The sequence below is a fragment of the Mesorhizobium hawassense genome (assembly GCF_003289945.1).
GTDB lineage: Bacteria > Pseudomonadota > Alphaproteobacteria > Rhizobiales > Rhizobiaceae > Mesorhizobium > Mesorhizobium hawassense.
Map to the genome: position 1 here is coordinate 1 of NZ_QMBP01000040.1, position 17,115 is coordinate 17,115.

Sequence of the window (17,115 nt, forward strand, 5' to 3'; positions counted from 1 at the left end):
AGTAGGCAGTAGGCAATAGAAGAGAGTGCCTACTGCCTACTGCCTACTGCCTACTGCCTACTGCCTACTGCCTACTGCCTACTGCCTACTGCCTACTGCCTACTGCCTACTGCCTACTGCCTACTGCCTACTGCCTTCCTGATACACCCCATCACCACCTCGGCGGCGATCTCGCCGGAGGGCCGCTCGGTCGCCATGCGGCGGGCGATCTCGGCAAAGCCGGCCTTTTGCCAGGCGCGCATGCCGGTGTCGGCAAACAAGGCTTCCAGCTGCCGGGCAAGGTTCTCCGGACGGACATACTGGTCGTAGAATTCCGGAACCAGCGCGCGGTCGGAAATCAGGTTGGGCAGCAGCGCCGACCATGTCGTCACCAAGTGCTGCAGAAGCTGGCGCGCGATCGGGTCGAGCTTGTAGCAGGAAACCATCGGAACGCCGGCCAGCGCCAACTCGAGCGAGACCGTTCCCGACGCGATCAATGCCGCGTCGGCCTTACCGAAGGCCTGCCATTTGCGCTCCGGCTCGGTGATGATTTCCGGCTTGTCGTCCCAGCTCGCGACCGACGCCTTCACCAGCTCAGTGACATGCGGCACCGTCGGCAACAGCAGGCGCAGGCGATGGCCGCGCTGGCGCAGCGACGACATCGCCTTGCCGAAGGGTTCCATCAGCCGGCGGACTTCGCCGCGGCGCGAGCCCGGCAGCACCAGCACCGTCTTGACCCGGTCGTCGGCGAGGTCGCGCGGCTGGCTCTGCGCCTTGGCGGCGCCGAGCACGCCGGGATCCTGCGTCAGCCGGTGGCCGACATACGTGCCTGGCGGCCCGCCAAGGCGAGCAAGCGCCTTCACCTCGAACGGCAGGATGCAGAGAATGTGGTCGACATAGGGCTTCATCGCCACCGCCCTGCCCGGCCGCCAGGCCCACACACTTGGACAGACATAGTGGACGATCGGGATGGTCGGTGCCGCTGCGCGGACCTTCTTGGCGACGCGCAGCGAAAAATCCGGACTGTCGATGGTGACGAGGCAGTCGGGCCGCTCGGCCGCGATGGCCGCCGCCGTCTGGCTGATGCGGCGCATCAGCCGCGGCAGGTCGCGCAACACCGCGCTGAAGCCCATCAATGCGATCTCGCTGCCGTCGAAGAGCGGCGTCATCCCCAGCTGCTGCAGGTGCCTGCCGCCGATGCCGACGAGTTGAACCCTGCGGCCGGTCGTGCGTTCGAGCGCCCGCACGATATCGGCGCCGAGCAGATCGCCGGATTCCTCGCCGGCGACGATCGCGAGCCTGATCGGCTTGTCAGCGGCCATCAGACGGCTCCGTAGAGGGAAGACCGACGATGAACAGGCCAAGCGCGTTGGCGCGCGCGAGCGTGGTCGGACCTTCCAGAATGAGCGAACGGCCGGCCTCGACGGCGATGCCGGCAAGGCCTGCCGCATGGGCGGCCTCGATCGTTTGCGGCCCGATGGAAGGCAGGTCGGCACGCAATTCCTGACCCGGCTTGGCGCATTTGACCAGCACGCCGCGCGCCTTGCCGGCCAGCCTGCCGTGGCCGCGCAATTCGCGCGTTCTGTCGAGCAGGCCGGCGGTGCCCTCGATACCTTCCAGCGCGACGGCTCGACCTCCGATCGCAATCGCCGCCTGGCCGATATCGAGCGCGCCGATGGCCTTGGCAGCCTTGCGCGCGGCCTCGATGTCGCGCCAGTCCGACTGATTTGGCTCGGCCGCCGTCAACGCGCCTTCGCCGGCTGTCAGTTCCGGAACGACTTCGTGGGCGCCGACGACCTTGATGCCGCGCGTTTCGAGCGCTCGGGTCAACATCTTCAACAGGCCGTCATCGCCGCGCCGCAGGGCTCTGACCACCAAGGGAATTATCGCCAACAGGCCGAGCGTCGGCTTTATCTTGCTCAGCCGCGGCCTACGCTTGATCTCGCCGGCAAGGACGAGGTGCGTGATGCCCTGGCGTTTCAACAGTGGAAACAGCAGCCCGATATCTTCCAGCGCGAGTTTTTCCTGATCGAAAGCCGCAAAGTCCGCCTCGCGGTCGACCTCACCCTCGGCGATGATGATGAAGGGCACAAAACCATGCTTGACGAGACCGTCGGCGACTTCGACGGGCAGGCTGCCGCCACCGGCGATGATGCCGACTTTTGCGCCCGGCGCGAGTGAGAGCCTCGGCGGCGCGGGCTCAGCCCTTGTCATCGCCATCGTCATCGTCGCCGCCACCCTTGAGCGACGGGACGGCAAAGTGCCGCTTGCCGCGACTGGTGATGAAATCGATGATCTTCATGGCCGTTGGCGACCCGGCGAATTCGGCCTTGGCGAGTTCGACATTCTCGCCGACCGTGCGGGAGCGATCGAAGATCGCCCTGTAAGCCTTGCGCAGCAGGTAGATTTCGGAGCGCGGCAGGCCGGCGCGCTTGAGCCCGATGATGTTCAAGCCGCGCAGGCTGGCCCGGTTGCCGACGGCAATGGCATAGGGAATGACATCACCGACAAAAGCCGAGCACCCGCCAAGGAAAGCGTTGTCGCCGACGCGCACGAACTGATGCACGGCGCTCAGGCCGCCGATATAGACGTTGTCGCCGATCTCGCAGTGTCCGCCGAGCGTCGCGCCGTTGGCGAAGGTGGCATTCTTGCCGACGACGCAATCATGGGCGATGTGGGCATAGGCGAGGAAATTGCCGTTGTCGCCGACAGTCGTTTCGCCACGGCTGGTATCGGTGCCGACATGCATTGTGACGCCTTCGCGAATGGTGCAGTTAGCGCCGATGACCAACGTGGTGCGGCCGCCCTTGTGCTTGGTGTTCTGCGGCGGCGCCCCGAGCGTGGCCATCGGATAGACCTTCGTCCCGGCGCCGATGGTCGTTGCGCCCATCACCGACACATGGCTGACCAGCTCGACGCGGTCGCCGATGATTGCATCGGCGCTGACATGGCAGAAAGGTCCGATGCGGACGCCTTCGCCGAGCTGGGCACCTTCCTCGACGACCGAGGAGGGATGAATGGATGTCTGGACTTTCATGAGCATTTCGAACCGTCAGCCGGTAACCATCATGGCCGAAACCTCGGCTTCGGCGGCTTTCGCGCCATCAACCATCGCCTCGCAGGCGAATTTCAACAGGTTGCCGCGCTTCTTGATCTTCTTGACGTGGATCCTGAGCTGATCGCCCGGAACCACCGGTCTACGGAATTTCGCGTTGTCGATGGTCATGAAATAAACCAGCGACGGCTTTTCCGTATTCAGGCTGCGAATGCAGATCGCGCCGGCGGTCTGAGCCATGGCCTCGATGATGAGCACGCCGGGCATGACCGGCTGCTGGGGAAAATGGCCCTGGAAGTGCGGCTCGTTGATGGTCACATTCTTGATGCCGACCGCGGACTCGTCACCGTCGATGTCGACGATGCGATCGATCAGCAGGAACGGATAGCGGTGCGGCAGGAGCTTCATCAGCCCCATGATGTCGACCGCCTCGAGTGTCGTTGCCACCATGTCAGCCATTTCCGTCGCCTTGCTTGCGCGTCCTGGCCATCTTGCGCAGCATCGCTATCTCGCGCATAGCTTCCGCCATCGGTTGCGCCGGGTAACCTCCCCAGACCTCGCCTGCCGGCACGTTGTTCATGAATCCGCTTCTCGCAGCAAGCTTGGCTCCTGGTCCGATGGTCAAATGATCGGCGAGGCCGACACCGCCACCCATCGTGACGTTGTCGCCGACGACAACGGAACCGGAAATACCCGAAAGCCCGGCTATAATGCAATTGCGGCCGATGCGAACATTGTGGGCGATCTGCACCAGATTGTCGATCTTGGTGCCCTGGCCGATGACGGTATCCGACATCGCGCCCCGGTCGACGGTGGAATTTGAGCCGATCTCGACATCGTCCTGGATGACGACACGGCCGATCTGCGGCACGCGTTCAGGTCCCTTGGCGCCGCCGACGAAACCGAAACCGTCCTGGCCGATCCTCGCGCCGCCATGGATGATGACGCGATTGCCGAGAAGCGCGTATTGGACGCTGGCGCCAGGACCTATGTAGCCGTCGCGGCCGATCTGGCAGGAACGGCCGACAACGGCGTGGGGCGCAATGACCGTGCCGCTGCCGACGGATGCGCCGGGACCGATCACGGCACCCGCCTCGACAATCGCCCCCTCCTCGATATGCGCGGATGGATCGACAAATGCATGCGCCGAGATGCCGGTTTCTCCGGTCATCGGTCCCGGGGTCGCGGCCTGCGGAAACAACAGGCGTCCGACCATCGCGAAAGCCTGTTGCGGGCGGGGATGCATCAGCACCGCCATGCCCGGCGGCGCCTTGCTGGCAAAATCTGCGGGGCACAGGACCGCCGCCGCCCTGAGCGACGGCATCAACGCGAAATTGCGCTTGCCGTCGACAAAGACGAGCGCGCCATTGCCACCCTCATTGGCAGGAGCCAGTGCCTCGATGGCAATTTCGGCCTGAGCAGAATCGGACAGGCTGGCGCCGGTCAGATTCGCGACCTCACCAGCCGTATACCGGCGTGAAGGCGCGAAGAACACCGGATCGGTCATTCCAGAAGCAATATCCAGCTGGGTCGGATCAGTCTAGTCCGGGCCGTCAGCCAGCCCGGAAACTCGCGACCACGAAATTAGAAGCGGGTCGCAATACCGAAGTTGAATTCCTGCACGTTGTCGCTCGCCTCTTTCTTGACCGGGATCGCATAGTCGATACGGATCGGACCGAACGGCGATGCCCACATCAGGCCGAGACCGACAGAAGCGCGGAGCTTCATACCGGTTGACGACGAATCGACGCCTGTAAGCGTATTGCCATAGAGCGTCGCCGCATCCGCAAAGACGGCGCCACGCAATCCGAAGCTCTCCGGAATGGCCGGCAGCGGGAACTGAGCTTCAGCCGAAGCATTGAAGTAAGTCGTGCCACCGAGATGGTCGCCGCTGGTTCCTGAGGCAACCGGACCGATGCCACCATATTCGAAGCCGCGAATCATCCGGTCGTTGCTCTGGAAATAGTCGAAGACACGCAGATCGTTGCTGCCATAGGCCGCAAGATAGCCAGCACCGCCCGAAACCAACCCAACCACGTCAAGCTGTTCCGACAAGGTCTGGTAGACGCTGGCGCGCCCTGTGACCTTCACCCACTTCGCATCCCCGCCAAGGCCGGCAAATTCTGTCGTGCCGGTGACGTACAGACCCTCATGCGGATTCTTCATGTCATCGATGGTGTTGTACACCAACCCGACGCTGACCGAAGACTTGAGCCACGGACTTTCGGCAATGCCATTAAGAATCGCCGTGGAAATGGTGCATTTGCTCGGATCGTACGCCCCACCGGCGTCCACGCACCCGTCCGCGAGAGAATACTTCTCTTGGGAGATGTTATAGGCCAGCTGTGTCGAGATACTGTCGGTGATCGGCAAGCCGAACCGAACGGTCGCGCCAGTGACGTCGCTATCGTAGTGAGAATACTCGCGCGTCGACTTGTAGATGTCGAAGCCCGCGGCGATGCGCCGGCCGAGGAAATACGGCTCGGTGAAGGAAACGCTGTAGTCGCGCGAGTGCTTGCCGCCGCCGGCCGACAGCTTGATATACTGGCCGCGGCCGAGGAAGTTGCGTTCGGTGACCGAACCCTCGACCGAAGGGCCGGGCGTGTCGCCACCGGTCGAATAGCCGGCGCCAACCGAGAATTCGCCGGTCGACTTCTCGACCACCGTGACCACGAGCACGACCTGGTCAGGCGCCGAGCCTGGAACCGTCGAGATGTCGACTGACTGGAAGTAATCAAGGTTATCCAGCCGCTTCTTCGCGCGCTGGATGAGAACCTGGTTGAAGGCGTCGCCTTCGCTGACATCGAACTCACGACGGATGACATAGTCGCGCGTGCGGTCGTTGCCGCGGATTTCGATGCGCTCGATATAGGCCTTGGTGCCCTGGTCGATGGTGTAGACGACCGAAATGGTGTGGTTCTCGAAATTGCGGTCGCCACGCGGCGTCACCTGGGCGAAGGCATAGCCTGAGCCCGCGACCTTCTCGGTCAAAGCGACGATCGAATTCTCGACATCCTTGGCGTTGTAGACATCGCCCTTGTGGGTTTCGACCGCGGAATTCAGCGACTTCGAGTCGACCTCAGGGATGGTGCTTTCCACGCTGACGTCACCGAACGTGTAGCGGTCGCCTTCCTGCACGGTGATGGTGACCGTGTATTTGTTGGTGGCGTCGTCCAACTCACCGACGGCCGAGACGACCTGGAAATCGGCATAGCCGTGATTGTAATAGAAGCGGCGCAGCAACTCCTGGTCGGCGCGCAGCTTGTCCTCGTCATAGACGTCGTCGCGCAGCACGAATGACAGCCAGGACGAGCGCTTGGTGTTGATGACATCCGACAGCCGGCGGCTGGAATAGGCGTGGTTGCCGACGAAATTGATCGCCGCGATCTGAGTGCGGCCGCCTTCGTTGATGTTGAAGACCACGTTCACGCGGTTGTCGCCGAGGTCCATGATCTGCGTGGTCACGGCGGCGTCGTCGCGACCGATGCGCTTGTAGGCCGCCTTGACCGCCTCGACGTCGGCGTCCAGCGCCTGCTGCGAGAAGGTCGCGCGCGGTTTCAGCTGGATACCCATCTGAAGCGCGTTGTCCTTGATCTTCTTGTTGCCCTGGAACAGGACCTGGTTGACGACCTTGTATTCGGAAACCTTGACCACCAGGCTCGAACCGACCTGGTTGATCTGAACGTCCGAGAACAGCCCGGTGCCGAACAGCGCCTTGACGGCATCGTCGATATCGGAGCTGGAGAAAGGCTTGCCCGGCTTGATCGCAATGTAATTGCGGATGGTCTCGGCATCGACGCGCTGGTTGCCGCTGACCTCGACACGCGAAATCACCGCGGCCTCAGCCACCGACGTTGCAGCGAACTGCACTGCGAGCGCGCCTGGCAGAACCAGAGCGGCGGACAAAGCCGCCGCGGAAGCGGCGCTCAGAAACTTGGATGCTGCCTTCATCGGGCTTTTGTACCTTTTTCTCGTAGTCCCCACGGCGAGAAAACCGGACGTGCGGTATTTTCCCTTACCGTATTAACCGGATTTTCCCTACACGCAAGGCTCCCGGTTAATTTGTATTTACTTAACCGTACCGCGTGGCTTTCGCGTCACGCATATCCCCACGCATGGTAAACGGCATCTCAATGCGATCGGGACTGAAGCCAAATTTCTTCATGATTTCAGCACCCAAACAGATCATTCCAAAAAACGAAGCCCATGAAGCCGAGCACCAGGAATAGCCCGGTCCGATAGGCCATCTCCATCATTCGCTCCGAAACGGGCCGCCTGATGACGGCCTCCACGCCGTAAAACAAGAGGTGGCCGCCGTCGAGAGGGGGAATCGGCAGGAGATTGAGGAATCCTATTCCGACTGACAGAAATGCAACAAGCTGCACCAGCCACTCGAAACCGAGCTTTGCCGCCTGACCCGACATCTTGGCGATTTTGATCGGACCGCCGAGTTGGCATTTATCCTCGCGTCCAAGCGCAAAGCGCTGCAGGAACTGGCCGGTACGCTGGATCACGTGCCCGGTTTCCTCCACTGCCGCCACCACGGCGCCGGCCGGTGAATAGGAGACCAGGCGCGGCTGGCCGAGCTCGGCATTGTTGACGACGCCGATTACCGCGATCTTGACCTTGTTGCCCAGCGCATCCTGCTGCTCCATGGGCTCCGGCGTCGCCGTAACGTCGATTTCCTTGCCGTCGCGCAGCATGGTGAAGGCGATGGCGTCGCCTGCCCGGCCCGAAACAAGCCGCTGCACGTCGGCGAAGGTCTCCACCTTGCTGCCGTCGACTTTGACGAATCGGTCGCCTGCCTGAATTCCGGCCTTCTCCGCCGGGCTGCCCTTGGTGACTTCGGCCACGGTCGGCTCAAGGACTGGACGGCCGTAGAGGGAAAACAGCACCGCGAACACGGCAATCGTCAGCAGGAAATTGAACAGCGGCCCCGCAACGACGGTGGCGGCGCGTTTCCAGATCGGCTGTGTGTGGAACGCGACCTCGCGCTCGGCTTCGGTCAGTGATTCGATCTCTTCGGTGCTCGGCTGGCTCGACGTCGCGTTCATGTCGCCGACGAATTTGACGTAACCGCCGAGCGGAATGGCGCACAGCTTCCAGCGTGTGCCGTGGCGGTCGTTGAATCCGAACAGCTCGGGGCCGAAGCCGATGGAAAAGGCCTTCACGCCAATGCCGCACCAGCGACCGATGAGATAGTGGCCCATCTCGTGAACGAACACGACCACGGTCAGCACGAACAGAAACGGCACCAGCGTGCCAAGGACAAAGCCCTGCGTGCTGAAGAGCGCGTGGAAAATGTCGTTCAAGTCATGCCCTCAAATTTGCCGCCGCGCGACACTCACCCGCGACTGTGGCTCAATCCGGGCGAATCCGTGGCTCGTGCCGCTTTTCGCCTTACCGCGTTCAGTTCGGAAACAGCCCCAATGCCGGATGCTCGGCGCCCGCCGCGACCCAGCCGATCACGTACAGCGCCAACGCGGCGGCGACAAGCCCGTCCACTCTGTCCATGACGCCGCCATGGCCGGGAATGAGGTTGCTCGAATCCTTGGCGCCGTGCCGGCGCTTGACCCATGATTCGAACAGGTCGCCGATCTGCGAAACGACCGAAAGCGCCAACGCGACAAGGCCAAGCTGGACCAGATTGCCGGCGCCGGCCGCGACTGCCAGCAAAAGTCCCGCGACAACGCCGCCGACCGCCCCGCCCAGCGCGCCGCTCTGTGTTTTGCCGGGCGAGATCGACGGCGCAAGCTTCGGGCCGCCGACCGCGCGGCCGACGAAGTAGGCGGCTATGTCGGTCGCCCAGACCACGGCGAACAGGAAGAGAATGGCGATCAGGCCGGAATGGTCGCCGTCACGGAGGTAGGCGAGCGAAAAGCCTGAAAGAGCCGCGTAGGCCAGGCCGGAGGCTTCCCACGGCGCAGCCCCCCGGATGCGAGTGGCGATGGCCGCACCTGCCACGAGGATCGCGACAAGCAGCAGCAGCCATGAGGCCGGCAGGCCTGCGATCAGCGCGCCGATGAAGACCAGAACCAGCACTTCCGGCAAGAAGCCGAGTGCCGCGCCGTTGCCGGGGCGCGACAAGCGCGTCCATTCATAGAAGATAAGCGCCGCGATTCCCCCGCAAAACAGGCGAAACGGCAAGCCGCCGAGCCAGGTGACCACAAGCGTCAGAGCCGCCATCACGACTGCCGAGATGACGCGCTGCTGGAGGTTGCTCATTCGTGGCGGCGCCTAAAGCGCGACATCGCGGGCGGCAAGCCCGCCGAAACGTCGTTCGCGGCCGGCAAAGTCGCGCAAGGCGTCGGCCAGATGCTCCCGGCTGAAGTCCGGCCAGTAGCAAGGCAGGAAGACGAGCTCGCTATAGGCGGCCTGCCAAAGAAGGAAGTTCGACAGCCTGAGCTCGCCGCTGGTCCGGATCACCAGCTCGGGGTCAGGAATGCCCTGGGTGTCGAGCGAAGCGGCGAAGCTCTCCGCCGTGATCGCCTCGCTCGCCATGTCGCCGCGCGCGACCGCCTCCGCCAGTTTGCGGGCGGTGCGCACGATCTCGTCGCGGCCGCCATAGTTGAAGGCGATGATGAGCGTCAGCGACTCATTGCCGGCGGTCAGCGATTCGGCCTCCTGCAGCAGGCCTCTGATGTCGGGCTGCAGCCCCTGCTTGTCGCCGATCACCCTCACCCGCACGCCGTTCTGATGCAGTTCGGCAAGATCGCGGCGGATGAAGAGTTTCAGCAGGCCCATAAGGTCGCTGACCTCGGATTTCGGCCGCGACCAGTTCTCCGAGGAAAAGGCGTAGACGGTCAGGTAGGAGATGCCGAGTTCGGGCGCGGCGCGGACAGTCTTGCGCAAGGCCTCGACGCCGGCGCGGTGGCCGGCAAGGCGCGGCAGGCCGCGCGCCTTGGCCCAGCGTCCATTTCCATCCATGATGATCGCGACATGCGCGGGCGTTGCCATGATCTCGCTTTCGAGCCGGAAAACCCGACCCTAAACCTGCATGATTTCAGCTTCCTTATCGGAAAGCAGGTGATCGATGCTGCTGATCATCTCGTCGGTCAGCTTCTGAACCTGGTCGGACCGCTTGCGCTGATCGTCCTCGCTGATGGTGCCGTCCTTCTCAGCCTTCTTGAGGAAATCCATGCCGTCGCGGCGGACATGGCGGACCGCGACGCGCGCGTTCTCGGCATAGCCATGCGAGATCTTGACCAGTTCCTTGCGGCGCTGCTCGTTGAGCTCCGGCAGCGGAATCCTGAGCGTGGTGCCGTCGACGATCGGGTTGAAGCCCAGATTGGCTTCGCGGATGGCGCGATCGACCGCGCTCACCATCGACTTGTCCCAGACCGACACCGAAATCATGCGCGGCTCCGGCACCGATACGTTGGCCACCTGGTTGATCGGCATCGCCGTGCCGTAGGCCTGCACCTGGACGGCGTCGAGCAGATTGCTGGAAGCCCGGCCGGTGCGCAGCGAAGCCAGATCGTGCTTGAAGGCGGCGATCGCCCCGTCCATGCGTCGCTTCAGGTCTTCGTACTCGCCACTCATGATCATCTCCTCGACCCGTTCACCGGGTTCACTGATTGTGTCGTTATCCCGTCCGCGATCCGTAGTCGCTTAACGGATCCGGGCCCCGATTATTTGTCCGCGACGACCGTGCAATGGCCGCCGCCCCTCAAAATGTCGCCGAAACCACCTTTTTCGTGGATCGAATAGACGATTATCGGAATGTTGTTTTCGCGCGCAAGTGCAATCGCTGCCGTATCCATGATCGCAAGCCCGCGTTTGATGACTTCCGCGTGGCTGATGCGGTCGAAACGGACCGCGTTCGGGTCCTTCTTGGGGTCGGCCGAATAGACGCCATCGACCTGCGTGCCCTTGAACAGCGCGTCCGCGCCGATCTCCGCGGCGCGAAGGGCCGCGGCCGAATCGGTGGTGAAGAACGGATTGCCTGTGCCGCCGGCGAAGATGACCACCTTGCCCTGGTTCATATAGGCGGTTGCCTGGCGCTGGGAAAAACTCTCGCAGAGTTCCGGCATGGCGATGGCCGAAAGCACGACCGCATCGACGCCGATCTTGTTCAGCGAGGTGCGCAGTGCCAACGAATTGATGACGGTGGCCAGCATGCCCATGTGGTCGCCGGTGACGCGGTCGCCGCCCTTCGAGGCCACGGCCACGCCACGGAAGATGTTGCCGCCGCCGATGACGACGCCCACTTCGACTCCCAGCGCGCGCGCCTCGGCAATGTCGGCGGCGATACGGTCGACAACCGAGACGTCGATGCCGAAATGCTGCTCGCCCATCAATGCTTCGCCGGAAGCTTTCAGCACTACACGTCGATAGAGGGGCTTCACCGTCATCTCATTCCTCGAAATCTCGGCACGGCAATTTTGGAGGCAAAACCCGCCCCCGCTTCATCCGGCGATGCTGTCATGACGGGTTGACCCGATACACGAAGGGCGCGGCGATGTCACGCCGCGCCCTCGTGCAAAATTCCAGGCTTTTTCGGTCAGCTGCCGCCTTCTTGATCAGTTGCTTGAGATGCTGACCGCCTTGCCTTCGATCATGACTGGAGGCGAATAGCCGGACGGCTTGTCGCCGGTCACGGCGCCGCCGGTCACCCGGACCTGGATATCGGAGCCGAAATAGGAATGCGGGAACGGCGCCGGCGAGGCGCTGACCTTTTCCAGCCGCTCGCGAAGCTCGGCGGAGAGCGAAAAATCGAGCGCGCCGAGATTGTCCTGCAACTGCGCGAGTTTCGTCGCTCCAAGGATGACCGAGGCAATGCCGGGCTGCGTCGCCACCCAATTGAGCGCGACCTGAGCCATGCTGCGGCCGAGCTCGGCTGCCACCTTCTCGAGCTCCGCCACGATCGCCCAGTTGTGGTCGTTGAATTTCTGGAAGCCGGGATGCGTGGTGTTGCGGAAACCGTCGAGCCGGCCGGCATTGCCGTCCTGCGTCGGCCTGTACTTGCCGCTGAGCAGGCCGCTGGCGAGCGGGCTCCACACCATGATGCCGGCGCCGTGATGCGTGGCGAACGGCACGTATTCATGTTCGATCGTGCGTTCGGCCAGCGAATATTCGAGCTGAAGCGCCGAGACCGGCTCGTAACCGCGCAATTCGGCGACCGCCTGGGCGCGGCTGGCATACCAGGCCGGCACGTCGGAAAGGCCGACATGGCGCACCTTGCCGGCGCGAACCAGGTCATCCAGCGTGCGCAGCACCTCCTCGGCCGGCGTGATCCTGTCCCAGACATGCAGCAGGTAAAGATCGATATAGTCGGTGCCGAGCCGCTTCAGCGAGGCATCGACGGCCCGCATGATGTTCTTGCGGCCATTGCCGCCGGCATTGGGGTTGCCCGGGTCCGAGTTGAAGGTGAATTTGGTGGCGATCACCGCCTTGTCGCGCAGGCCGCGCTCGGCGACGAATTCGCCGAGCCAGGTCTCGCTGGTGCCGCCGGTGTAGAGGTCGGCCGTATCGAAGAAGTTGCCGCCGGCTTCGATGTAGGCGTCGAATATGGCGCGCGCGGTGTCCCTGTCTGCTCCCCAGCCCCATTCGGTGCCGAAGGTCATGGTGCCGAGCGCCTGCCGGCTGACGCGCAGGCCGCTGTTGCCAAGCGTGTAATAGCTCATGCTCATAGTGGTCTTCCAATCCTGATTTGACGGTTGCTGCCGGTTATTGGCCGGGGGCCGTCTTGACCCAGGGATTGCCGCGCTCATGCGTCATGCGGAAGGTGAAGCCGTCGACCTTCCAGCCCGCGCCGGAGCGGATCAGGTGGTGCTCGTAGGTGCCCCAGACCTCCCAGAGCGGGTCGCCATTGCCTTCCATCCGGTTCCAGGCATAGCCGTTGGAGCGAACCGTTGCGGCACCGGCCTCGAGCACGACCTGATGGTTGGTGCGCAGGTGCAGGCTGGTCTTGCTGCCCTTGAGGTTGCCAGCCCAGGCGCCGATCAGTTCGTCGGACGCAATGTTGGCCGCGGGCTGGCCGGACAGGCTGCTTAAATCGGCGGTGACGCGATCGGCGAAGTAGCTGCGGGCGAGCTTCCAGTCCTGCGCGTCCACGGCCAGGTCGATGGCGTCGGCGATGCGGACCACCGCGCGCTCGTCCGCAAGCGCCTGCCAGCTGACCGGTTCGGCGCCGCCGGCATCGACCGGCGCCAGCGCCATGCCTGCGGCAAAAGTTGCATGTCTCAACACGTTCATGTCTCTTCTCCTTGTGTGGATAGCTCTGCGAACGGATGGATGATTTGTCGGCGCGGGAGGGTTTGCCTTCAGCGCTTCGCCAGCGCGTCGACCACAACCTGAAACCGGCGCGGGTCGAAATAGTCGTGATAGGCGCTGATCAAGCCGTTTTCGAAACGGAATACCGCAATGTTGCTGTTGGTATATTCGGTGCCGCCTTTGATCACGGCGCGGTTGCGATATTCGACCACGACGGCCTCAGAGTCCGCCGCCGGATAGATGGCAGTCAGCTCGGATTCGAAGGATTCGAAATTGTCGAACAACCCTTTGAAGGCGTCCACGATCGCGGCCTTGCCGTCTATGCTGTCGCCAAATCCTGCCGGCGGATAGATGACGATGATCCGGCCGTTTTCCGCCCAGAGCTCACTCCAGCCATCGATATCCTTGCGATGCATCAGCTCGAAGAAACGGCGGACCGTCTCGAGGTTGCGGGCCTGATTGGCGTGAAGGTCGGTCATCGTGGGTCTCCGGGCTTTGGCTCATGCGCGCCGTTGATGCCGCCTTAGATGCGCCTCTTTTGCTTGCCCGATAAGGTTGCATGATCTGCATGGACTATGCGATATCATTCATGAATGGACCGCGATCTGCTCACGCATCTGCCAGTCATCGTCGCCGTGGCCCGGCGCGGCGGCTTTGCGCTCGCCGCGGCTGAACTCGGCATGAGCCCGTCTGCGGTCAGCCATGCGGTGCGGCTGGTCGAAGAGCGCATTGGCCAGCCGCTCTTCGCCCGCACGACTCGAAGTGTTTCGCTGACCGAAGCCGGCAAGGCGCTGGTGGAGACTGCGGCCCCAGCGCTACAGGATATTGCCGAACGGATGGACCGCATCCGCGGCATCGAGGGCCGGCCTTCCGGCCTGCTCAGGATCAACGTCCCCAACATTGCGGTTCCGCTGGCAGTGACTGCCGTGGTCGCGGCGATGGCGGAGGGCTATCCGGATGTGACGATTGAGTTGCTCACCGACCAGGGGCTGGTCGACATCGTCGGCGAGGGTTTCGATGCCGGCATCAGGCTGGGCGAAATGATCGCGCAGGATATGATCACCGTCAGGATGACGCCGCCGTTCAAAGCCGTGATCGTCGCCTCGCCCGCCTATATCGGAAAGCATGGGCGTCCGCGCGACGTGGCCGATCTCGCCAACCACAACTGCATCGGCTACCGGCTGGTTCACTCAGGCGCGCTTTACCGTTGGGACTTGACCGAGAACGGCAAGGATATCGTGGTGGAGGCGCGCGGCACCGCCGTCGTCACGGATTCGCTGGCCGCCATCGATCTGGCGCTGGAGGGTGTGGGCCTCTGCTACGTGTTCGAGCCGCTGGTACGGGCCGATCTCGCCGCTGGCCGCCTTACCCAGGTCCTACCGCAGACGGCGATCGAGGAACCGGGCCTCTTCCTCTACTTCCCGCGCCGCGCGTCGATGGCGCCGAAGCTGAGGGCTTTTATCGACACCGCACAAGAAATCGGCCGGGAATCCATGCGGACACCCGGCCGAGTTGCCTGAGCTCGTAAGCTCTTCACTTTAGGGGAGACGCCGGGCGTTCCCCTTGGATCAGAGCTATTTCTTGACCGCGGCCGCGACTTCCGCCGCGAAATCGGTCGTTTCCTTCTCGATGCCCTCGCCGAGCGCGAAGCGCAGGTAAGCGGTGATCTTTGCCGGAGCGCCGATCTCCTTCTCGGCATCCTTCAGCGCCTTCTCGACGGTGATGTCGGGATTGAGCACGAAGGCCTGCTTCAGGAGCACCACCTCTTCATAGAACTTGCGCAGGCGGCCCTCGACCATCTTCTCGATGATCGCTTCCGGCTTGCCGGTCTGGCGCGCTTGGTCGGCGAAGATCGCCTTCTCACGCTCGACAGCGGCCGGATCGATTTCTTCGGCCGTCAACGCCATCGGGCTGGTGGCGGCGACATGCATGGCAACCTGACGCGCGAACGCGTTGGCCGCATGCTCGTTGCCCGTGGTCTCGATCGCGACCAGCACGCCGAGCTTGCCGAGGCCATCGGCAACGGCATTGTGGACATAGGTCGCCACCGCGCCATGCGGCACGGTGAGCTTGGCCGAACGACGGAAGCCCATGTTTTCGCCGATGGTACCAACCGCATCCTTGATGGTGTCGGTGACCGACTTGTCGGAGCCGGGATACTCGGCGGCAGCCACGGCCTCGGTTGTGCCGTAGGCGAGTGCCACCTTGGCGACGTTGGCAACGATCTCCTGGAAAGCCGCGTTGCGAGCGACGAAGTCGGTCTCGGAATTGACCTCGACGACCGCGGCTTCGCGAACACCGGCATCGACGCCGATCAGGCCCTCTGCCGCAGTACGACCGGCCTTCTTGTCGGCCTTGGAGATACCCTTCTTGCGCAGCCAGTCGACGGCCTCTTCCATATTGCCGTTGGTTTCGTTCAACGCCGCCTTGCAGTCCATCATGCCCGCGCCGGTCAAGTCGCGGAGTTCTTTGACCTGTGCAGCCGAAATGCTCATTGTCGCCTCTTTGGTTCAAAATGCGCCGACGCACCAACCGGGACTCGGGTGATGCGCTCGGCAGAAGCGCTTTAGCGCGCCAATTTATTGGAAAGATGAAGGCCGGAACCGGCCTTCGTTATCAAGCTTCCGGAGTCTCGGCTGCCGGAGCGTCGAGCGCCGGCTCGACCGGAGCCTCGGCCGAAGCGCCGATGTCGACGCCGAGCGCGCCCTGCTGACGGGCGATGCCGTCGATGGCCGCCTTGGCGATCAGGTCGCAATAGAGCTGGATGGCGCGGGCCGCGTCGTCATTGCCGGGGATCGGGAAGTCGATCTTGTCCGGGTCGCAGTTCGAATCGATGATGGCCACGACCGGGATGCCGAGGCGCTTTGCCTCGAGGATGGCGATCGCTTCCTTGTTGGTGTCGATGACGAACATCAGGTCCGGCGTCGAGCCCATGTCCTTGATGCCGCCAAGCGCCTTGTTGAGCTTCTCGCGCTCGCGGTCGAGGTTCAGGCGCTCCTTCTTGGTGAGGCCCTGGGCCTCGCCGGCTAGCGTCTCGTCGAGCTTGCGCAGGCGCTGGATCGAGTTCGAGATCGTCTTCCAGTTGGTGAGCATGCCGCCCAGCCAACGCGAGTTGACATAGTACTGGGCCGAACGCTGCGCGGCGTCGGCGACGATGTCGGACGCCTGGCGCTTGGTGCCGACGAACAGCACGCGGCCGCCCTTGGCGACGGTGTCGGACACCTGCTTGAGCGCCTGATGCAGCAGCGGCACCGTCTGCGACAGGTCGATGATATGGATGTTGTTGCGGGCGCCATAGATGTAGGGCGCCATATTCGGATTCCAGCGGTGGGTCTGGTGGCCGAAGTGAACGCCAGCTTCCAAAAGCTGACGCATGCTGTAATCTGGCAGAGCCATTCTTTAGTTCCTTTCCGGTTGGCCTCCACGGACACAGGCATTTCGGACGGGATGTCCTGATGCCACCGGAGGTTTCAGCCGGATTTCTCCCGGGCAGACACCAAAGTCCGTGTGTGGAATGAGCGCGCATATAGAGGGGAAGCGCTACAAACGCAAGCCGGGCGCCGGAAAACTGTCGTAAGCACATGAGTTGTCCGGGTTAGGTAGCACACGAGTTGTCCGGTTTTATCGCCAGCGAATGGAGACTGGGGATGGGACGGACAGCATGGCTACAGGACCGGAGAATGCAGAAGTTTCGGGACGTTTTAAGCCGCTGGAATGGCGGCGATCTTTCGATGCTGGAGGCTGGTGAGCTACTGGGCATGTCGGAACGGCAATTTCGGCGTTATCGCGACCGCTACGAAGAGGCTGGGGAGGATGGCTTAAGGGACCGGCGTTTGGGCAAGCTTTCGACGCGTCGGGTGCCTGCG

At 63.1% G+C, this 17,115-nt stretch carries 18 protein-coding genes; 2 read left to right on the forward strand and 16 right to left on the reverse strand.

Annotation, left to right across the window (positions count from 1 at the left end):
* Window positions 1-113 precede the first annotated feature (113 nt).
* The 14 genes from lpxB to DPM33_RS35085 all read right to left on the reverse strand — a co-directional run bounded on the left by lpxB (window position 114) and on the right by DPM33_RS35085 (window position 13,728).
* Entirely contained in the window at window positions 114-1,301 is a 1,188-nt protein-coding gene (lpxB, locus tag DPM33_RS35020) for a lipid-A-disaccharide synthase (RefSeq protein WP_112102102.1), read from the reverse strand.
* On the reverse strand, window positions 1,291-2,193 hold the full coding sequence (locus DPM33_RS35025) for an LpxI family protein (RefSeq protein ID WP_112102132.1): 903 nt from the start codon (window positions 2,191-2,193) through the stop codon (window positions 1,291-1,293). Before DPM33_RS35025 ends, lpxB begins: the two co-directional genes overlap by 11 nt.
* Window positions 2,180-3,016: an acyl-ACP--UDP-N-acetylglucosamine O-acyltransferase gene (lpxA, locus tag DPM33_RS35030; protein ID WP_112102104.1), complete on the reverse strand. Its 837-nt coding sequence runs from the start codon at window positions 3,014-3,016 to the stop codon at window positions 2,180-2,182. The genes DPM33_RS35025 and lpxA overlap by 14 nt, the downstream gene beginning before the upstream one ends.
* Window positions 3,017-3,031: 15 nt before the next feature.
* Window positions 3,032-3,493 (reverse strand): 3-hydroxyacyl-ACP dehydratase FabZ, encoded by a 462-nt coding sequence (fabZ, locus tag DPM33_RS35035; protein ID WP_112102106.1) that lies wholly within the window; start codon window positions 3,491-3,493, stop codon window positions 3,032-3,034.
* Window positions 3,486-4,541 (reverse strand): UDP-3-O-(3-hydroxymyristoyl)glucosamine N-acyltransferase, encoded by a 1,056-nt coding sequence (lpxD, locus tag DPM33_RS35040; RefSeq protein ID WP_112102109.1) that lies wholly within the window; start codon window positions 4,539-4,541, stop codon window positions 3,486-3,488. The genes fabZ and lpxD overlap by 8 nt, the downstream gene beginning before the upstream one ends.
* Before the next feature lie 77 nt (window positions 4,542-4,618).
* The gene (gene bamA / locus DPM33_RS35045) at window positions 4,619-6,985 is read right to left on the reverse strand and encodes an outer membrane protein assembly factor BamA (RefSeq protein WP_112102111.1); all 2,367 of its coding nucleotides are present in this window, start codon (window positions 6,983-6,985) and stop codon (window positions 4,619-4,621) included.
* 218 nt (window positions 6,986-7,203) lie between these two features.
* Window positions 7,204-8,346 (reverse strand): RIP metalloprotease RseP, encoded by a 1,143-nt coding sequence (gene rseP, locus DPM33_RS35050; RefSeq protein WP_112102113.1) that lies wholly within the window; start codon window positions 8,344-8,346, stop codon window positions 7,204-7,206.
* Window positions 8,347-8,443: 97 nt separating this feature from the next.
* Complete coding sequence (locus DPM33_RS35055; protein WP_112102115.1) at window positions 8,444-9,259, reverse strand: phosphatidate cytidylyltransferase; 816 nt, start codon at window positions 9,257-9,259, stop codon at window positions 8,444-8,446.
* Window positions 9,260-9,271: 12 nt separating this feature from the next.
* The gene (locus DPM33_RS35060; protein ID WP_112102117.1) at window positions 9,272-9,991 is read right to left on the reverse strand and encodes an isoprenyl transferase; all 720 of its coding nucleotides are present in this window, start codon (window positions 9,989-9,991) and stop codon (window positions 9,272-9,274) included.
* Between the two features lie 30 nt (window positions 9,992-10,021).
* On the reverse strand, window positions 10,022-10,576 hold the full coding sequence (frr, locus tag DPM33_RS35065) for a ribosome recycling factor (RefSeq protein ID WP_112102119.1): 555 nt from the start codon (window positions 10,574-10,576) through the stop codon (window positions 10,022-10,024).
* Window positions 10,577-10,665: 89 nt separating this feature from the next.
* The gene (pyrH, locus tag DPM33_RS35070; protein WP_095765617.1) at window positions 10,666-11,388 is read right to left on the reverse strand and encodes a UMP kinase; all 723 of its coding nucleotides are present in this window, start codon (window positions 11,386-11,388) and stop codon (window positions 10,666-10,668) included.
* A gap of 168 nt (window positions 11,389-11,556) precedes the next feature.
* Window positions 11,557-12,666, reverse strand: a complete 1,110-nt coding sequence (locus DPM33_RS35075; protein WP_112102120.1) for an aldo/keto reductase — start codon at window positions 12,664-12,666, stop codon at window positions 11,557-11,559.
* A gap of 37 nt (window positions 12,667-12,703) precedes the next feature.
* The gene (locus DPM33_RS35080; RefSeq protein ID WP_112102122.1) at window positions 12,704-13,231 is read right to left on the reverse strand and encodes a nuclear transport factor 2 family protein; all 528 of its coding nucleotides are present in this window, start codon (window positions 13,229-13,231) and stop codon (window positions 12,704-12,706) included.
* Window positions 13,232-13,299: 68 nt separating this feature from the next.
* Window positions 13,300-13,728 carry a nuclear transport factor 2 family protein gene (locus tag DPM33_RS35085; protein ID WP_112102124.1) on the reverse strand — a complete coding sequence of 143 codons (429 nt, stop codon included), beginning with the start codon at window positions 13,726-13,728 and terminating at the stop codon, window positions 13,300-13,302.
* 114 nt (window positions 13,729-13,842) lie between these two features.
* On the opposite strand from DPM33_RS35085, the gene DPM33_RS35090 reads away from it, so the two are divergent.
* Complete coding sequence (locus tag DPM33_RS35090) at window positions 13,843-14,769, forward strand: LysR family transcriptional regulator (protein ID WP_112102126.1); 927 nt, start codon at window positions 13,843-13,845, stop codon at window positions 14,767-14,769.
* Between the two features lie 54 nt (window positions 14,770-14,823).
* Here the strand turns inward: DPM33_RS35090 and tsf are convergent, their stop codons facing one another.
* Both tsf and rpsB read right to left on the reverse strand, forming a co-directional pair.
* Window positions 14,824-15,744 (reverse strand): translation elongation factor Ts, encoded by a 921-nt coding sequence (gene tsf / locus DPM33_RS35095; RefSeq protein ID WP_112102128.1) that lies wholly within the window; start codon window positions 15,742-15,744, stop codon window positions 14,824-14,826.
* Between the two features lie 121 nt (window positions 15,745-15,865).
* Window positions 15,866-16,645, reverse strand: a complete 780-nt coding sequence (rpsB, locus tag DPM33_RS35100; protein WP_112102130.1) for a 30S ribosomal protein S2 — start codon at window positions 16,643-16,645, stop codon at window positions 15,866-15,868.
* Between the two features lie 284 nt (window positions 16,646-16,929).
* Between rpsB and DPM33_RS35105 the strand changes: the two genes are divergently transcribed.
* Window positions 16,930-17,115: helix-turn-helix domain-containing protein (locus DPM33_RS35105; RefSeq protein ID WP_167449087.1), on the forward strand; the 186-nt coding region annotated here is incomplete at its 3' end.